General features: G+C 73.2%; 13 protein-coding genes. 6 read left to right on the forward strand and 7 right to left on the reverse strand.

The features are described 5' to 3' along the window. Positions 1 to 22: 22 nt before the first annotated feature. Positions 23 to 886 (forward strand): hypothetical protein, encoded by an 864-nt coding sequence (locus tag I5071_RS21410; RefSeq protein ID WP_236607362.1) that lies wholly within the window; start codon positions 23 to 25, stop codon positions 884 to 886. Here I5071_RS21410 and I5071_RS21415 read toward each other — a convergent pair whose 3' ends face one another. Next, positions 887 to 1,912: a UDP-N-acetylmuramate dehydrogenase gene (locus I5071_RS21415; protein WP_236607363.1), complete on the reverse strand. Its 1,026-nt coding sequence runs from the start codon at positions 1,910 to 1,912 to the stop codon at positions 887 to 889. Then, positions 1,912 to 3,243, reverse strand: coding sequence for a serine--tRNA ligase (serS, locus tag I5071_RS21420; RefSeq protein ID WP_236607364.1), 1,332 nt, complete (start codon positions 3,241 to 3,243; stop codon positions 1,912 to 1,914). The genes I5071_RS21415 and serS overlap by 1 nt, the downstream gene beginning before the upstream one ends. Positions 3,244 to 4,017: 774 nt before the next feature. Between serS and I5071_RS21425 the strand changes: the two genes are divergently transcribed. Continuing rightward, the gene (locus I5071_RS21425) at positions 4,018 to 4,968 is read left to right on the forward strand and encodes a hypothetical protein (protein ID WP_236607365.1); all 951 of its coding nucleotides are present in this window, start codon (positions 4,018 to 4,020) and stop codon (positions 4,966 to 4,968) included. Between the two features lie 393 nt (positions 4,969 to 5,361). On the opposite strand, the gene I5071_RS21430 is transcribed toward I5071_RS21425, so the two are convergent. Continuing rightward, positions 5,362 to 6,066: a hypothetical protein gene (locus I5071_RS21430; protein ID WP_236607366.1), complete on the reverse strand. Its 705-nt coding sequence runs from the start codon at positions 6,064 to 6,066 to the stop codon at positions 5,362 to 5,364. Between the two features lie 50 nt (positions 6,067 to 6,116). Next, positions 6,117 to 7,004 carry a LysR family transcriptional regulator gene (locus I5071_RS21435; RefSeq protein WP_236607367.1) on the reverse strand — a complete coding sequence of 296 codons (888 nt, stop codon included), beginning with the start codon at positions 7,002 to 7,004 and terminating at the stop codon, positions 6,117 to 6,119. A 46-nt stretch (positions 7,005 to 7,050) separates the two neighbouring features. Here I5071_RS21435 and I5071_RS21440 point away from each other — a divergent pair, with 46 nt between their 5' ends. Both I5071_RS21440 and I5071_RS21445 read left to right on the forward strand, forming a co-directional pair. Beyond that, complete coding sequence (locus tag I5071_RS21440; protein ID WP_236607368.1) at positions 7,051 to 7,773, forward strand: hypothetical protein; 723 nt, start codon at positions 7,051 to 7,053, stop codon at positions 7,771 to 7,773. Between the two features lie 425 nt (positions 7,774 to 8,198). Next, positions 8,199 to 9,518, forward strand: a complete 1,320-nt coding sequence (locus tag I5071_RS21445; protein ID WP_236604129.1) for a transposase — start codon at positions 8,199 to 8,201, stop codon at positions 9,516 to 9,518. Between the two features lie 406 nt (positions 9,519 to 9,924). Here I5071_RS21445 and I5071_RS21450 read toward each other — a convergent pair whose 3' ends face one another. Genes I5071_RS21450 through I5071_RS21460 form a run of 3 tightly spaced genes read right to left on the reverse strand, consistent with a single transcriptional unit; the run spans position 9,925 to position 12,652 of the window. After that, on the reverse strand, positions 9,925 to 10,932 hold the full coding sequence (locus tag I5071_RS21450; protein WP_236607369.1) for a YkgJ family cysteine cluster protein: 1,008 nt from the start codon (positions 10,930 to 10,932) through the stop codon (positions 9,925 to 9,927). Then, complete coding sequence (locus I5071_RS21455) at positions 10,932 to 11,618, reverse strand: hypothetical protein (protein ID WP_236607370.1); 687 nt, start codon at positions 11,616 to 11,618, stop codon at positions 10,932 to 10,934. The genes I5071_RS21450 and I5071_RS21455 overlap by 1 nt, the downstream gene beginning before the upstream one ends. Further along, positions 11,615 to 12,652, reverse strand: a complete 1,038-nt coding sequence (locus tag I5071_RS21460; protein ID WP_236607371.1) for a M50 family metallopeptidase — start codon at positions 12,650 to 12,652, stop codon at positions 11,615 to 11,617. Before I5071_RS21460 ends, I5071_RS21455 begins: the two co-directional genes overlap by 4 nt. 183 nt (positions 12,653 to 12,835) lie before the next feature. Between I5071_RS21460 and I5071_RS21465 the strand changes: the two genes are divergently transcribed. Then, entirely contained in the window at positions 12,836 to 14,515 is a 1,680-nt protein-coding gene (locus I5071_RS21465) for a transglutaminase domain-containing protein (RefSeq protein WP_236607372.1), read from the forward strand. Next, a complete protein-coding gene (locus I5071_RS21470) occupies positions 14,512 to 16,359 on the forward strand; it encodes a glycoside hydrolase 5 family protein (RefSeq protein WP_236607373.1) in 1,848 nt (615 codons plus the stop codon). The genes I5071_RS21465 and I5071_RS21470 overlap by 4 nt, the downstream gene beginning before the upstream one ends. Positions 16,360 to 16,362: the final 3 nt, after the last annotated feature.

Raw genomic sequence — 16,362 nt, forward strand, 5'->3', positions numbered from 1 at the left:
TCCGCGTCTACATGCGGCAAGCGTGCGAGCAATCGGGGGGTTGCAGGTCGCGGGCGTGATCGCGCTCGTCTTCGCGTCGACGTGGACGCAGCTCGTGCCGCGTGCGGCGGCACAGGAGGTCGCGCCGCCACCGACGCGCGAGGAGGTCGAGCGCGCATCGGTGCTCTTCGAGCGCTCGGCGCTCGCGTACTCCGAGGGGCGCTTCGACGCGGCTGCAGCGCTCCTCGGCGAGGCGTACGCGCTGAGCCACGAGCCCATCCTGCTCTACAACCTCGGACGCGCACACGAAGGGGCACGTGCGCTCGAGCGCGCGCGCGACGCGTATCGGCTCTACCTCGAGCAGGCACCGGCCGCGGAGAACGCATCGCTCGTGCGCGAGCGCGTCGACGCGATCGAGCGCGAGCTCGCGGATGCCGAGGCGGAGCGGGTGCGCGTGCGTCGCGAGGAGGAAGACGCGACGCGTGCGAGAGAGGCCGAGGCGGAGCGAGCGCGTGTCGCGGCCGAGCAGGCGGAGGCGCGAAGGCGCGCCGAAGCCGAGGAGCGCCGTCGTCGCGACGCGGAGCCGAGCCCGTGGCCGTGGGTCGTCGCGGGCGTGGGCGTGGCGGGGCTGGGCGCGGCGCTCGCGGTGGGCATCGTCGCGATGGAGCGTCACGCCGAAGCGGCCGACGCGGAGACGCAGGTCGAGGCGGTGGGGCTCTTCGACGAGGCGCAGACCCTCGCGATCGGCGCGAACATCGGGCTCGTCGCCGGCGGCGTGTTGCTCGGCGTCGGCGTGGCGTGGGGCGTGGTCGATCTGACCGGCGCGGCGGACGGCGAGCAGGAGCCGCAGGGGAACGTCGAGGTGACGGTCGGGCCCGGCAGCGTCGGCGTGCGCGGGACGTTCTAGTCAGCGCCAGAGCACCGGCTCGCGGTGGAGCTCGACGCCGAAGCGTGCGCGCACCGCGTCCTGCACCTCGCTCGCGAGCGCGAGCAGCTCGGTCGTGGTGCCGCCGCCGTGGTGCACCAGCGCGAGCGCGTGCTTCGTCGAGATGCCGACGTGGCCGCGACGCAGGCCCTTGGTGATCCCCGCGCGCTCGATGAGCCAGCCCGCCGCGAGCTTCACGCGACCGTCGGGCTGCGGCCATCGCGGCATGTTCTCGTGCTGCGCGGAGAGCGCGTCGGCGATCGACGCGTCGACGATCGGGTTCGTGAAGAACGAGCCCGCGCTGCGGCGGTTCGGATCGACGGGATCGATCACCATCGACTTGGCGCGGCGCAGCGCGATCACGGTCTCGCGCACCGTGCGCACGTCGCGCGGCCGGCCCTCGAGCGCGCGCGCGAGCTCGGCGTACCTCACGGTCGCGGCGCCGTCGGGCACCAGCGCGAACACGACCGAGAGCACGACGTAGCGCTCGGGGTCGCGCTTGAACATCGAGTCGCGGTACCCGAATTCGCACTGCGCGGGCGTGAGCTCGACGACGCGCTTCTCGACGCGATCGAGCACGCGCACCGACGCGATCGTGTCGGCGACCTCCTGGCCGTAGGCGCCGACGTTCTGGATCGGTGTGGCGCCGACGAGACCGGGGATGCCGCTCAGGCACTCGAGCCCGGCGAGCCCCTCGAGCGTCGTGCGATCGACGAGCTCGTCCCAGGGCTCACCCGCCGCGGCCTCGACGAGCACGACGTCGCCCTGCCGCGTCGTGGTCACGCCGCGCATGCGCATCGCGATCACGAGCCCGTCGAAGCCGGTGTCCGCGACGACGAGGTTGGAGCCGCCGCCGAGGATCACGACGGGCATCTCGCGCTCCTCGGCGTGCGCGAGCAGGCGCGTCAGCGAGGCGACGTCGTGCGCGCTCGCGAAGCACGCGGCGGGCCCGCCGAGCTCGAGCGTCGTGTACGGCGCCAGCGGGACGCGCGTGCCGAGGTCCTCCATCACACCCGCGGCGTGATGCGCTCGAGGCCGCCCATGTACGGGCGCAGCGCCTCGGGGATCACGACGCTGCCGTCGGCCTGCTGGTTCTGCTCGAGGATCGCGACGAGCGTGCGGCCGATCGCGAGCCCCGAGCCGTTGAGCGTGTGCGCGAGCTGGGGCTTGCCCTTGGGCTCCTCGCGATAGCGGATCTTCGCGCGGCGCGCCTGGAAGTCGCCGAACCACGAGCAGCTCGAGATCTCGCGGTACGCGTTCTGTCCGGGCAGCCAGACCTCGAGGTCGTACGTCTTGCGCGATCCGAAGCCGAGGTCACCGGCACACAGCGCGACGGTGCGGTAGTGCAGCCCGAGCACCTCGAGCACGCGCTCGGCGTGACGACGCAGCTGCTCGAGCTGATCGAGCCCGTCGTTCGCGTTGCTGAAGCGCACGAGCTCGACCTTGTCGAACTGGTGCTGGCGGATGAGGCCGCGCGTGTCCTTGCCGTAGGTGCCCGCCTCCGCGCGGAAGCACGCGGTGTAGGCGCAGTACGCCTTCGGGAGCTCGCCGGGCTCGAAGATCTCGTCGCCGTGATAGTTCGTGACCGGCACCTCGGCGGTCGGCGCGAGCCAGAGCACGTTCGCCTCGCGCTCCTCGGGGCTCGCCTCGGTGCCGAGCTCGGCGCGCTGGGTGCGGAACATGTCCGCCTGGAACTTCGGGAGCTGCCCGGTGCCGCGCATCGCCGACGTGAGGATCAGCGCGGGCGGCCACATCTCGGTGTAGCCGTGGTCGTTCGCGTGCAGGTCCATCATGAGCTGCAGCAGCGCGCGCTCGAGCCGCGCGCCCGCGCCGACCAGAACGGTGAAGCGTGCGCCGCTGATCTTCGCGGCGCGCTCGAAGTCGAGGATGCGCAGGCCGACGCCGAGGTCGTGGTGATCCTTCGGCGCGAAGCCGTCGAAGCGCGGCTTGTCGCCCCACGTGTGGACGACGACGTTCGCGGTCTCGTCGCTGCCGTCGGGCGTGGTCTCGTGCGGGACGTTGGGCACCTCGAGCAGGAGCTCCTCGAGCTCGCCCTCGATGCGCTTGGTCTCCGCCTCGAGCTCCTTGATGCGATCGCCGAGCGCGCGCATCGCGTCGCGCTGCTGCGCGAACTCGGGGCTCTTCTTGTCGAGCTTCGCCATCGCGGCGCTGGTGTCGTTGCGCTCGGCGCGGGCGCGCTCGAGGTCGGTGATCGCCTGGCGACGGCGCGGTGCGAGCGCGGCGATGCGGTCGAGGGTGGCGGCGGCGGCGGGGCCGCGGCGCGCGAGCATCTTGCGCGCGTCCTCGAGGTTCTCGGTGACCCAACGAAGGTCCAACATAGAGGCGCGGCTATACCACGGCGGGGCTTCGGCGTGAGGCGGGGGGTGGTGCCTCCGACGCCCGGTGTGCTCGCGGGCTGCTGTTCGATCGCGGCGCGAGCGTCGGGACGCGGTGGGCGCATCGCGGCGCGCGCGTTGCGCTCTGCCGCGATGCTGTCGTCAGTCTGTGGTCGGAGTCTGCGAGCCCCCGTCGCACGAGGGCGTCGGAGGCACCACCCCCCGCCCGGTACCGCGGTTCTGCCGTCTTGATTGGTGAGGACGAGACGGCTCGCGGCCGGTCCGCGCTTCGCCGCTGCCCGGGCGCTCGCGGTTCGGGCTCTGCTGCGCACTCGCCCGGACTGGGCCGGGCTCCGCTTCGCGTTCGCGCTGATCGAGAAGGAGCGGGCGCGCGCGAACGCGCGGGACCGCGACGAGCCGCGTGCAGTCGAGACGGCGCGGGCGCGCGCGTAGCGCGGGACCGCGACGAGCCGCGTGCAGTCGAGACGGCGCGGGCACGCGCGAACGCGCGGGACCGCGACGAGCCGCGTGCAGTCGAGACGGCGCGGGCGCGCGCGTAGCGCGGGACCGCGACGAGCCGCGTGCAGTCGAGACGGCGCGGGCGCGCGCGAACGCGCGGGACCGCGACGAGCCGCGTGCAGTCGAGACGGCGCGGGCACGCGCGAACGCGCGGGACCGCGACGAGCCGCGTGCAGTCGAGACGGCGCGGGCGCGCGCGTAGCGCGGGACGCGACGGGCGGTGTGGAGGGCTCGGTCTCGGACTACAGTGCGCGCCGCATGAGTGGCAGAGAACCGATCTCCGGGTTGAAGAGCGAGGAGCTGCGCGCGGCGCTCGCGGATGCGCTCGCAGGGCGCGAGCAGCGGCTCGGAGAGCTCCTGGCGCGCCACGGAGGGCTGCCCGGGCCGAATCCGAACCTCGCGCTCGCGGCCGCGTTCGGCGAGGCGATCGGCACCGAGGGCAAGGGCGCGCGGCGCGTGCTCGCGACCTTCGCCGCCGATCCCGCGAAGGCCGACGAGGCGCGGGTGTTCCTCGCGATCGCCGCGGCCCACGGATATGCGGCGCGCCTCGACGCCGATGCCCGCGACGCGTGGAACGGCGTGTTCGAGCTCACCGCGGACGATCGCGCGCCGGTGCGCATCGGGCTCATCGCGGCGCTCGGCACGTGGGCGGCGCGCGCTCCGGGGCGCATCGATCGTCTCGTCGCCGAGGCCGACGGTTGGCTCGCGCACGACGATCGCGACCACCGCTACGCAGCGGCCGCGCTGGTGCTCGACGTGATCGCCGAGACCCGCGCGATCGACGGCTCGGAGGATCGCCCTGCCCTGCTCGCCTGGATCGAGCGCACGATCGAAGAAGTGCGCGACGCACCGCGCGCGGCCGAGCGCTCGCCCGCGCGCCGCCGCATCCTCGCGTCGCTGCCCGGCGCCCTCGCGCACGTCGCGGTCGCGATGCGCGGCGAGCCCGACGGCATCGAGTGGCTGCGCGTGCGCTGCACCGAGGCGACGCATCCCGACGTGCGCGCCGCGATCGAGCAGGCGATCGAGAGGCTGCGCCGCGGCGCGGGCGCGCAGTCGAGCGCGACCATCGACATGCTGCGCGCGGCGCTCGCCTCGAGCGCGAAGCCGCCGCGCGATCCCAGCCGCATCCGCGAGGGCACCGGCCGCGGCAAGCACGGCAAGAGCGCGGGCGGCGGCAGCGTCAAGAAGGGCAAGAGCCGCTCGCGCTGAGCCGAGCTGTCCCCGTTCTTGGGCATGCGCCTCATCGCCCGCCAGGCGTCGCGACTCCCGCCGCGCGATGCGCCCGAGCGCCCGCGAGGACTCGCGACTCCCGGAGGACGACGCCTCTCGGCGCCCGCGAGGGGTCGCGACTTCCTCGCCGCGATGCGGGCCGGCATCCGCCAGGAGTCACGACTCCCGACGGCCGGCGCCCCGCGGCACCCGCCGGCGGTCGCGACTCCTTCCCGGCGACGCCCCGCAGCGCCCGACGGGAGCCTCGACTCCTGGCTCGCGATGCGCCGCGGCGCTCGACGGGAGTCTCGACTCCTCGCGGGCGCTGCGCCCCGGCGCGCGCCGGGACTCTCGAGCCCTCCCCGGCGCTCGCCGGCGATCGCGATCGAGCGCTCAGCTGGGACGCGGCTCGCTCGGGGCGGGCGGCGCGGGCGCGCGCTCCTTCGAGCCACGCGCGCGCATGCCCACGATCGTGTCGACGTAGCCGAAGAGACGCTGGTCCGCCGAGCTGCTCGGCTCGACGATGCCGCGCGCCCGCGCGATGCGCTTGGACGCGATGCCGCGCAGCTTGATCGCCGGCGTGCGATCGACCCCGGCGTCGGCGCGATCGACGAGCAGCCGCCCGAGCAGGTCGCCGGCGTCGAAGAACGCGATCGCCCAGTCGACGAGCGTGCGCGCGCCGATCCGCACCGCGGAGAGCGCGGCGCGGTGGGTGTCGAGCTGCGCGCGCCGCTCGCGCGCCCGCGACGCCTCGGTCACGTAGCTGTCGCGCAGCTCGCGCAGCCCGCCGGGAAGCAGGAAGTCGAGCCCGGCGCGCGCGCCGGCGCGCTCTTCGGGCGTCGAGCCCGGGCACTCGAGCACCGCGTTGCACAGCGAGTGGATCGCGGCGCCCCACGCGTCGTGCTGCGCGTCGGCGGCGGAGAGCTCCTCGGAGAGCGGCGCATCGACAACAGCGGCCGGGAGGGCGTCGATCTGGGTCAGTGTCTCTTCGAGCGTGCGCGCGTACGCCGCGCCGACCGCGGCCTCGAGCTCGGCGCGGCGATCGCGCACGAGGAAGGCGAGGATCATCTGGAGATCACGGAGCGTGAGGTGGTTCATGCGGCGAGGGGAGCACACGTCTCGCGCGCTGAGAAGAGACCCCGAGCGCGTCACACCGCCGCGTACGCGCTCACCAGGAAGTCGCGCACCACCGCGACGCGGGTGGGCACGCGCTTGGCGCTCGTGGTCACGAGGTAGAGCGCCGGCGCGCGCAGCTCGTGGTCGGGCAGCACGCGCACCAGGCGCGCGTCGGCGGGCTCGCGCGCGCCGGGCGCGATCGCGAGCACGCCGATGCCCGCGCCCGCGATCACCAGGTCGCGCGCGAAGCGCAGGTCGTCGCACGCGACCCGGCCGCGCACGTCGACCTCGTGCTCGCCGCCGGGCCCGATCAGCGGCAGGCGCGAGACACCGTCGCGCGGCGCCATCAGCACGACCTCGTGGCGCGCGAGATCCTCGGGGCGCTCGGGCGCGCCCCGCCGCGCGACGTAGTCCGGCGACGCGACGAGCCACGCGCGATAGCGCCCGAGCGGCCGCGCGACGAGCGAGGAGTCCGGCAGGCCGTAGCTGACGCGCAGCGCGAGATCGAAGCGCTCGCCGACGAGGTCGACGTAGCGGCTGCTGAGCGAGCAGGTCACGCGGATGCGCGGATGCGCGATCGCGAGATCGGCGAGGCAACGCGCGAAGAAGCCGTCGTCGAGATCGCCGGGCGCGGTGATGCGCACCTCGCCGCGGGGATCGCGCTGGAGCTCGGTGACGCGGCGCTCGCCCTCGGAGAGCTCGCCGAGCGCGCGCGAGGCGTGCTCGTAGAACGCGCGTCCGACCGCGGTGAGCGCGATGCGACGCGTCGTGCGCTCGAAGAGCTTGGCGCCGAGATCGCGCTCGAGGTGCGCGATCATGCGGCTGATCGACGAGGTCGGGACCGCGAGCGAGCGCGCGACCTCGCTGAAGCTCCGCGCCTCCGCGACGCGCACGAAGGTCTCGACGTGGCTGAGGTTCATCGTTGCCGAATGGGTTAACAGACCGATGCCGGACGATCGACTGCCCATGCGCGGCGCGATCGGCGAAGGTGCGCGCATGACCGAAGGCTGGAACGTCGTCGACGAGGAGCGCGGGATCCTGTGGCGCGAGTATCCGTTCACGAGAGGCGCGTACGCGACGACGCTCGTGGTGCGCGGCCCCGAGGGGCTCATCGTGATCAGCCCGGGCGCGGGGCTCGACGCGCGCGCGTTCGACGCGCTGCGCGAGCACGGCGAGGTGCGCGCGCTCGTCGCGAACAACACGTTCCATCACCTCGGCCAGAAGGACTGGCGCGCGCGCTTCCCGGACGCGACGAGCCACTGCCCGAGCGCCGCGATCACCACGCTCGCGAAGAAGGTGCCCGGCGTGCCGTGGCGCCCGCTCTCGGAGCTCGCGTCGGGCGCGGGCGCGCGCTTCCACGAGCCGCCCGGCTTCAAGACCGGCGAGACGATCGTGCAGGCCGACACCAAGCGCGGCGCGGTGTGGTGGAGCGGCGATCTGCTGGCGAACATCCAGCGCATGCCGGGGCCGCCGATCCGCTGGCTCTTCTCGCTGACCGACAGCGCGCCCGGGTTCCGGCTGTTCAAGCTCGCGGTGTGGACGCTGGTGAAGGACCGCGCGGCGGTGCGCGACGCGCTCCTGCGCGAGCTCGACGCGCATCCCCCGGCGATCGTCGTCCCCGCGCACGGCCCGCCGGTCGACACGGCCGACGTCGCAGAGCGCGCGCGGGCGCAGCTGAAGAAGCTCTAGCTGCTCCTCCCCGACGCCCGTCGCGGTCCCGCGCTTCCGCGCGTGCCCGCTCCTCGTTCAGCGCGAACGCGAAGCGGAGCCCGTCCGATCCAGGCGAACGCGAAGCGGAGCCCGAACCGCGAGCGTCGGGGCCGCGGCGAAGCGCGGACCCGTCGCGAGTCACCTCAGCCCAACCACCCGAGACGGCAGAACCGCGGTACCGGGCGGGGGGTGGTGCCTCCGCCGCCCTCGTGCGACGGGGGCTCGCAGAGGCCGACCACGGACTGACCACAGCATCGCGGCGGCGCGGCAGCGCGCGCGCCGCGATGCGCCCACCGCGTCCCGACGCTCTCACCGCGGTCGAACAGCAGCCCGCGAGTCGGCTGTAGGAGAGTTGGGGACGCCTCGAATAGACAGTCGAAACTGCCGTGCAGGAGGTCGTCCCCGTGGGCAAGCGTACCTATCGAACCGTCGAGATCCAACACGTCGACGCGAGCAAGCTCGCCAGTGCGCTCGGAGCGAGCTGCATCGTCGCGATCGACCTCGCGAAGACGAAGATGTTCGCTGGCTTCGCGAGCGCAGCGGGTCGCTGCGTCGAGATCGTGCGCTTCGAGCATCCGAAGCAGACGCGACTGTTCCTCGAGCTGCTCTGCCGTCTCCGCGAGCTCGGCGTCGCGCTCGAGGTCGCGATGGAGCCGACGGGCGTCTACGGCGACGCGCTCCGCTACCAGCTCACGCTGCGCGAGATTCCCGTGTTCCGCGTGGACGCCAAGAAGGTCCACGATGCAGCCGAGCTGCTCGACGGAGTGCCGAGCCTGCACGACGCCAAGGCGTGCACGCTGCTCGCGCATCTCCACGCGCAAGGCATCTCGAAGCGCTGGAAAGAGCGGAGCGCAGTCCAGAGGGCGATGCGCAGTCTGATCGACGAGCGCGACCTCTACGCTCGACCTTTCGAGACCGCGTACGGACGGCTCGAAGCGCTCGTCGCGCGTCACTGGCCCGAGCTCTCCCAGCACCTCGACATGGACGCCGCGTGGCACCTGCACTTGCTCTGCGAGATGCCCGGGCCTGCCGAGGTCCGCGCCAGACGCGGCGATGCGGTCGAGCTGCTCCGACGCGTCTCGCGCGCGGCGCTCTCCTTCGAGCGCATCGAGCAGATCGTCGGCTGCGCCGTCGGCTCGCTCGGCGAGTCGATGCACGATCAGGAGCGCTCGTTCCTTCGCTCGCTCGCACGTCACATGCTCTCGTTGCGCGAGCACATCCGCGATGTCGACAAGCGCATCGAAGCCGAGCTCGCCAATCATCGCGAGCTCCACTCGATGCGCGCCGCGTTCGGTGCCGTCACGACCGCTGCGCTCGTCGCCGACCTCGGCAATCCCGCCGACTACGAATCGTCCGCGTCCTTCGAGAAGGCGATGGGCCTCAACCTCAGGGTCCAGAGCAGCGGCAACAACGCCGGGCAGCACACGATCCACATCACGAAACGCGGCCCCGGACGGGCGCGTAGGTATCTCTTCCTCGCGGCGCTGCGCTTCGTGCAGAGCGACCCCGTCGCGCGTGAGTGGTACCGAGCGCGAAAGGGCTACCGCGCCGAGATCAAGCTCAAGGCAGTCGTCGCGCTGATGCGGAAGCTCGCGCGCGCGATGGTGCACGTCGCGCGAGGAGCGCCCTTCGATGCGACCAAGCTCTTCGACACACGATCGATGACCGCCGTGACCGCGTCGCCTTCACGCGACGCGGGCCAATCTTCGCTCGTCGGCTCCTGACGGCGAGCTTCGCGCTCTCTTCCCTTCGCTTCCGCTCCAAGGCGCGAAGATCGAGCGGGTGACGCTCACCTGGAGTGCTGGAGCCCCGAGAGGCTGCACCGCGAGTCCCAGCGCACCCTCGAGATCGACGCGGCGGGCGAAATGCCCAACGAGGCCGACCCGACGCCGCTCACGTGGACGTCCGACAAGACAGTTCGGGCCTATCCGTCCCGTCGCTCTCCGATCCGACCGCCTGAAGCCACCGCACACCAAGCCTCGTTCGCGGCGAGTCACCTCGCGCAAGAAGGGCCCGGTGTGCGGATCAGCGGGTGCGAGAAGCGCCCGATCCGTCGATCACGCGCGTCCGCACTTGACTACGACAGCACCCCGGGCGGCGGAGGCACCACCCCCCGCCTCACGCCGAGACCTATCCGATCGAGACCCGCGAGAGCACAGCGGTCCACGTCTCGCTCAGCCCGACCATCTCGACCACCGCGATCGCCTCGGCCATCGCGCGGTCGAGCCGCGTCCCTTCGGACTCGAGCCGCGCCGCGATCCATCGGGCCATCGCCACGCGCGTCGCGAGCTCGGCGCGCGCGAGCACGAAGCTCCCGCGCGTCGCCCACTCGAGCGTCCAGATCGCGTCGGCGATCCAGTCCGCGAGCATCGCGTCGGGCGAGAGCACCTCGGGCGTGCGCCTCTGCGCGCGCCCGAACGCGTCCGACCACGGCCGCGGCCGGGTCTCGCGGATCGCCTCGCCGTGCAGCGCGAGGATCGCGTCGCCCGCCCACTGGTGCGCGCGGGCCCAGCGCATCGGGCGATCGTCGTCCGCGAGCTCGAACCCGATCTGCGGCCACGAGCCGTCGCGCACCGCAGGGAACGGCGCGGCATCGAGCACGCTCTCGACCCGCTCGCCTTGCTCGAGCCGCGTCATCAGCGCGGCCTCTCGCGCGCGCCACGTCGCCCACGGCACCGAGCGCCCCGCGCTCACCGGGATCGACTCGGGCGCGCGCAGATCGACCGAGAGGCGACCGCCCGAGCCGAGCAGCGCGGGCTCCGCGTCGCTCTCGCGCAGCAGCGGACGCGCGCCCATCGTGCGGCACGGACAGCGGTGATCGGTGCCGATGCGCCCACCGTCGAGCGTCGCCGTGAGCAGGAACGGATAACGATGACAGGTGCGCGGCTTCAGCGGGCTCGTGTGGATCGCGCAGCGCCCGCCGCGCGTGAGGAACGAGCACGCGCCGTCGCGCTTCGTGCGCAGGAGCACCATGCCCTGCTCGCGCAGGATCGCGCTCTCGTGCTCGGCGCGGATCGCGCGTCCTTCCGCGGGGGAGAGCGGACCGAGCAGGTGCGCGTCGGCGCAGCACAAGCCGTCGCCCGCGCACGCGAAGCGCGCGCCGGGGCGGACGATCAGCGGACGGGCGCGCACCGGCATCAGCGAACGAGATCGGTGTCGCGCGCCCAGGCGTGCACGCGCGCGCCGAGCGTGGTGCGCAGCGCGAGCCGCACCCACGCGCCACGCCGCGCGAGCTCCGCGAAGCGCGCGACCGCATCGGGAACCACGTCGATGCGCAGCGCGTCGGATCCGTCGGGCTGCGCGAACACCCAGAGCCGCTCGGTGCGCGCGCGCCAGCGCGGCCCGTACGACTCGAACGCATCGCGCGCGACGATCGGCACGTCCTCCGCGACCACGCGCAGCGCGTCGCACGGCAGCGGCGCGCGGCGCAGCACCAGGCCGTCACCGAGCGACGCGTCGACGTCGGCCCAGGGCCCGCGCAGCGCCGGCTCGACGCGCGTGAGCGGCAGTCCCTCGGGCAGCTCCAGCGCGTGCTCGCGCAGACCGATCGCGCGGGCGAGCACGAAGCGCAGCGCGGTGCGCGTCGTCCCCTCGATCGTCTCGCCATCGAGGGTGCGCACCTGGGTGATGCCGCGGCGCAGCGGCGTGATCCGCACCCGCGTCCCCGCGGGCACCCGCACCCGACGCAGGCCGCGATCCTGGCGCACCGCGATCTCGATGCCGGGGACCGTGCCCTCGATCGCGCAGACGTCGTCGTCCGCGCGCGCCGGTGCTGCTGCGAAGAGCGATGCTGCGATCACGACGAGCGCGAGGCGCAACGTCACCCCATCACGTCTCGGAACGTCACCAGCACGATCACGCCGAGCAGGAACAAGAGGCCGACCATGTGCACCACGGCCTCCACCTTCTCGTTGGGCCGGCGCCGCGTGATCAGCTCGAACCCGAGGAACACCAGTCGCCCGCCGTCGAGCGCGGGGAACGGCAACAGGTTGAACAGACCGAGCGCCACCGAGATCAGCGCGATGAACGGGATGAACGTGCGCGGCCCGCGCTCGGCGCTCTCGGTCGCCATGCGGGTCATCCCGACCGGGCCCTGGATGCCCTCGGTCGATCGATTGCGCACCAGCGCGGCCATGCCCTCGAGCTGCACGCGCGTCTGCACGAGCGGCCAGAGCAGCGCGCTGTACGCCGCGTCACCGACCGACACCGGCTCGAACACGTGCGCGCCGACGACCCCGATGACGCCCTGGTCCTCGGGCCCGCGCATCGGCGTGATCATCATGGGCGGCATGCGCTGCCCGTCGCGCTCGACGACGTACTCGGTCGCCTGATCGGCGCGCGGTCGCGTGACCGCCTGCAGCTCGTCGATGCTGGTGATCGCCTGCCCGTTCGCCTCGACGATGCGATCGCCCGGCTGGAGGCCCGCTTCCGCGGCGGGCGAGCCCGCGCCGACCTCGCCGACGACCATCGCGCCCGCGGTCTCGACCGTGCGCGGCATGCCGTAGCCGAGATAGAAGCCGAACATGATCAGCATCGCCGCGAGGTAGTTCGCGAACGGCCCCGCGAAGATCGTGATCATCCGCGCGAGCACGCCCTTGTTGGGGAAGAGCGCGGGGTCGTCGCGATCGATCTCGTCGGCGGGGTTCATCCCGTCGATCTGCACGTACGCGAGGAAGGGGATCGCGCAGACCTGGAAGACGGTCGGGCTGCCCTTCGGCTGATAGCGGAAGATCGGAGGTCCGAAGCCGATCGAGTACCGCAGCACGCGCATCCCGAAGGCACGCGCGGCGAGGTAGTGACCCGTTTCGTGGACGACGACCAGGAAAGAGATCCCGAGGATCGCGACCACGATGTTCATCCGGTGTCCCTTCCTCCGCGCCCTCCAGGAGAGGAGAACGACAGCACTGACTCTAGCCGCCGATGTCGCCGACGGCCACGGGGGGAACCTAAACGCGCCGGTAGGATGCTCCCCGCCCCTCGCACCAGAACTAGACACACGGGTCGGTGTCTCGAAGCGACGGTGCATGACATGATTCGCGCGATGCGGCGCCTGCGCCCCCTCACGCTCGCCGCGCTCGTGATGCTCGGCGCGACCCTCGCGCGCGCCGACGACCCCATCGCGCACGAGTACGTGCCGGGCGTGGAGGCGGACGAGGGCACGATGCTCGTGTCGTCGGGCGGCGCCGCGCCCGAGGCGCTCGTCTACGACGGCGAGGTGATCCCAGCGCCCGAGGGCGGACCGATGCGCCCCGGCGAAGAGCGGGCGATGCAGGCCGCGCCGGGCGACGAGCGCGCGACCGAGGAGGTCGGTCGTCGCTCGCCCTCGTTCCGGCCCGACCGCGTGACCGAGCTGAACGGGCAGGTCGGGTACTTCGAGGTGTTCACGCCGACCATCTCGCCGTTCAAGCGGGTCACCGCGCTCGACGGGATCACGCTCACGGATCGCACGCCGGTGCTCGCGATCGCGGATCGCGGTCCGCGTCGCGAGGTGCCCGTCGAAGGTGCCCAGGCGCAGGCACCCGACTGGAGGCCGCGTGATCTCTTCTGGGGCAGCGTGGTGCTCGACTTCTCGGGCGGGCGCGAGGTGCCCTTCCCTTCGGTGTCGCCGGAGTCGCGCCTGCTCACGGTGCGCACCGAGCCCGAGACGCGGCTGCGCTTCGAGCGCGACGGCGCCGACAACTTCTACGCGATCGTCGACGAGCCGCGCGGCGCGGTGAGCGAGGTGCGCGTCGTGTTCCTCACCGACGCGCCGCGGACGTACTTCGGGACCGAGCTGCCGCGCACGCGCGCCGACGCGCTGATCGCGGAGGTGCCGCAGGTGCCCGCGAGCGTGCAGCGTCGCGGCGAGGAGTTCGCGGCGCGGCTCAACCTGCATCGCGGCATGCCCTTCGACGTCACGCTGAGCGAGCTCGTTCGCTGGTTCCGCGACTTCGAGGAGAGCGCCGAGCCCCCGCGCGACACCGGCGACATCTACTGGGATCTCGCGAACGGACAGCGCGGCGTGTGCCGCCATCGCGCGTACGGGTTCGTGATCACCGCGCAGGCGCTCGGCATCCACGCGCGCTTCGTGCAGAACGAGGCGCACGCCTGGGTCGAGGTGCACCTGCCCGAGAACCGCGGGTGGCTGCGCATCGATCTCGGCGGATCGCCGCGCGGTCTGTCGCCGCACAACACCGACGAGCGCCCGCGCTATCGGCCCGAGGTGCCCGATCCGCTGCCGCGCCCCGACGCCTACGTGCGCGCGTACCAGGAGGCGGCGCGGCTCAGCGAGGACGCGTCGTCGTCGTCGTCGGGCGGCGACGAAGGATCGTCGTCGAGCGGCGCCGAGGGCGCTACCTCGACCGGTCGAGGTAGCGGTGGGCCGCCGCAGGGCGGCGCAGTGCAGGCGCAGGTCGAGGAGGGCACCGCGGGCCGCGAGTCGCGCGCCGCGCTCGATCTGCGGCTCGATCTGCCGTCGACGATCGAGGTGCTGCGCGGTCGCACGCTCGAGGTGACGGGCACGGCGCGCTCGGCGGACCTCGGCATCGCGGGGCTGCGCATCGAGGTGCTGCTCGCATCGGAGAGCAGCGCGGTGGAGCGCATGCTCGGCGTGACGGTGACGAACGAGCACGGCGCGTTCCGCGGCAGCTTCGGCGTGCCGCCGGATCTCGCGGTCGGCGACTATCGCCTCGTCGTGCGCAGCCCGGGCAACGCGCAGGTGGGGCCCGCGGTGGCGCGGTGAAGCGCGCGGGCGTCGTCGCGGCGATCGCGTGCGTGATCGTCGCGAGCGTGGTGCGCGCGGAGGACGGCGAGCTCGAGGTCGCGCCTCCGCCGACCGAGGTCGCGCTCGAGGAGCGGGTCGAGCCTCCTCCGGTCGACGATCGCTTCGTGCGGGTGTCGGGCACGCGCTTCGTCGCGGGCGGCGCGCCCTTCCACTTCGTCGGCGCGAACGTCGGCGTGGTGCACGGCCTGCCCCATCGCGCGGCGATGGAGCGCACGCTCGACGCGGTGCGCGCCGACGGGCTGCGGGTGATCCGCGTGTGGGCGCTCGGCGAGCGCGCCGAGGACGCGCCGGCGTGGGCCCGCGACTTCGCGTTCCGCACCGGCGAGGAGGGCTGGATCGCGACGTCGTTCGAGCACCTCGATCGCGTGATCGATGCGGCGAAGGCGCGCGATCTGCGCGTGATCGTCGTGCTCGCGAACCGATGGCGCGACTACGGCGGGGTGCCCCAGTACCTGCGCTGGGCGGGCGTGCCCTTCGACGAGGGGAGCGCCGACGCGCCGGGCGGCCCGGGGCTCGCGCGCTTCTTCGACTGCACGCGCTGCGACGCGCTCTATCGCGCGCACGTGCGCCGGGTGGTGGAGCGGGTGAGCTCGACGAGCGGGATCGCGTACCGCGACGAGCCGACGATCCTCGCGTGGGAGCTGATGAACGAGTCGAGCGTGCCGGCGCGCTCCGCGCCCGCGCTCGTGCGCTGGACCCAGGAGAACGCGCGCTTCATCCGCTCCCTCGATCCGAACCATCTGATCGCGGCGGGCCACATCGGCTACGAGCGCGCCGCGGATCGCGACACCTGGCTCGCGATCCAGCGCCTGCCCGAGATCGACTACGCGGACGCGCACGCGTACCCCGCCGCGTACCAGCGGGTGCGCGACGTGCGCGAGCTGACGCGGTGGATCGACGATCGCGTCCAGCTCGCGCACCACGTCGCGCGCAAGCCGTTCGTGTTCGGTGAATTCGGGTTCAGCACGAGACAGCTCCGCGTGCTCGGTGTGCCGCGCGCGCGGTGGTACGACGCGTTCCTGCGCGCCGGGCATCGCGACGGCATCGCGGGCGCGCTGGTGTGGACGTACCTGCCCTACGAGGATCGTCCGAGCGAGCACGGCATCCATCCCGACGGCGAGGGCGAGCGACGAACCCGCGACGTGCGCGCGGTGCTCGCGCGTCATGCGCGCAGGTGGACGATCACGCCGCCCGAGGAGCGCAACCCACGGCTCGGCGAGGCGTTCGGCGAGGCGCCGATCCACCCGGCGTCGCGCGAAGCGCGCGGCACCTCGCAGGTGCACGACACGTGGGTCGACGGCGTGCTGCGGATGCCGATCGAGGGGTTCCGCCGCGCTGCGTTCGAGGGCGTGGGGCGCTGGGACGGCGGCGCGGTCATGCACCTCTGGGGCAGCGGTCGCGGTTGGGTGCGCTACGAATTCCGTAGCGATCGTGGCGCTGCACCGTCGCGGCTCGTGGTGCGGATGCGCGCGTCGTCGGAGCTGCCGGGCCTCGGCATCGGCGCGACGTCGGAGGACGGAGCGCGCGCGTCGGTGTCGATCGACGAGATCACGATCGGCACGATCGACGTGCCGCCCGACGATGGGATCGGGCGCGTGGTGGAGCTCGTCGTCGACGACGTCGAGCTGCTCGCGCGTCTCTTCGCGCGACCGCGCGCGCGTCACTCGCTGCGCCTCGAGGTCGTGCCCGGCGTGGGCGCGGAGGGACTCTGTCTCTACGGCGCCGCGACCGGACACGAGACGCTCGCGCCCGAGGTCCTCGCGGAGCTCCCGGGCGCGATCGAGCTGACGTACGAGCGCTGACCG

Origin of the sequence: Sandaracinus amylolyticus (assembly GCF_021631985.1) — a bacterium.
In the GTDB taxonomy this organism is placed as follows: Bacteria; Myxococcota_A; Polyangia; order Polyangiales; family Sandaracinaceae; genus Sandaracinus; species Sandaracinus amylolyticus_A.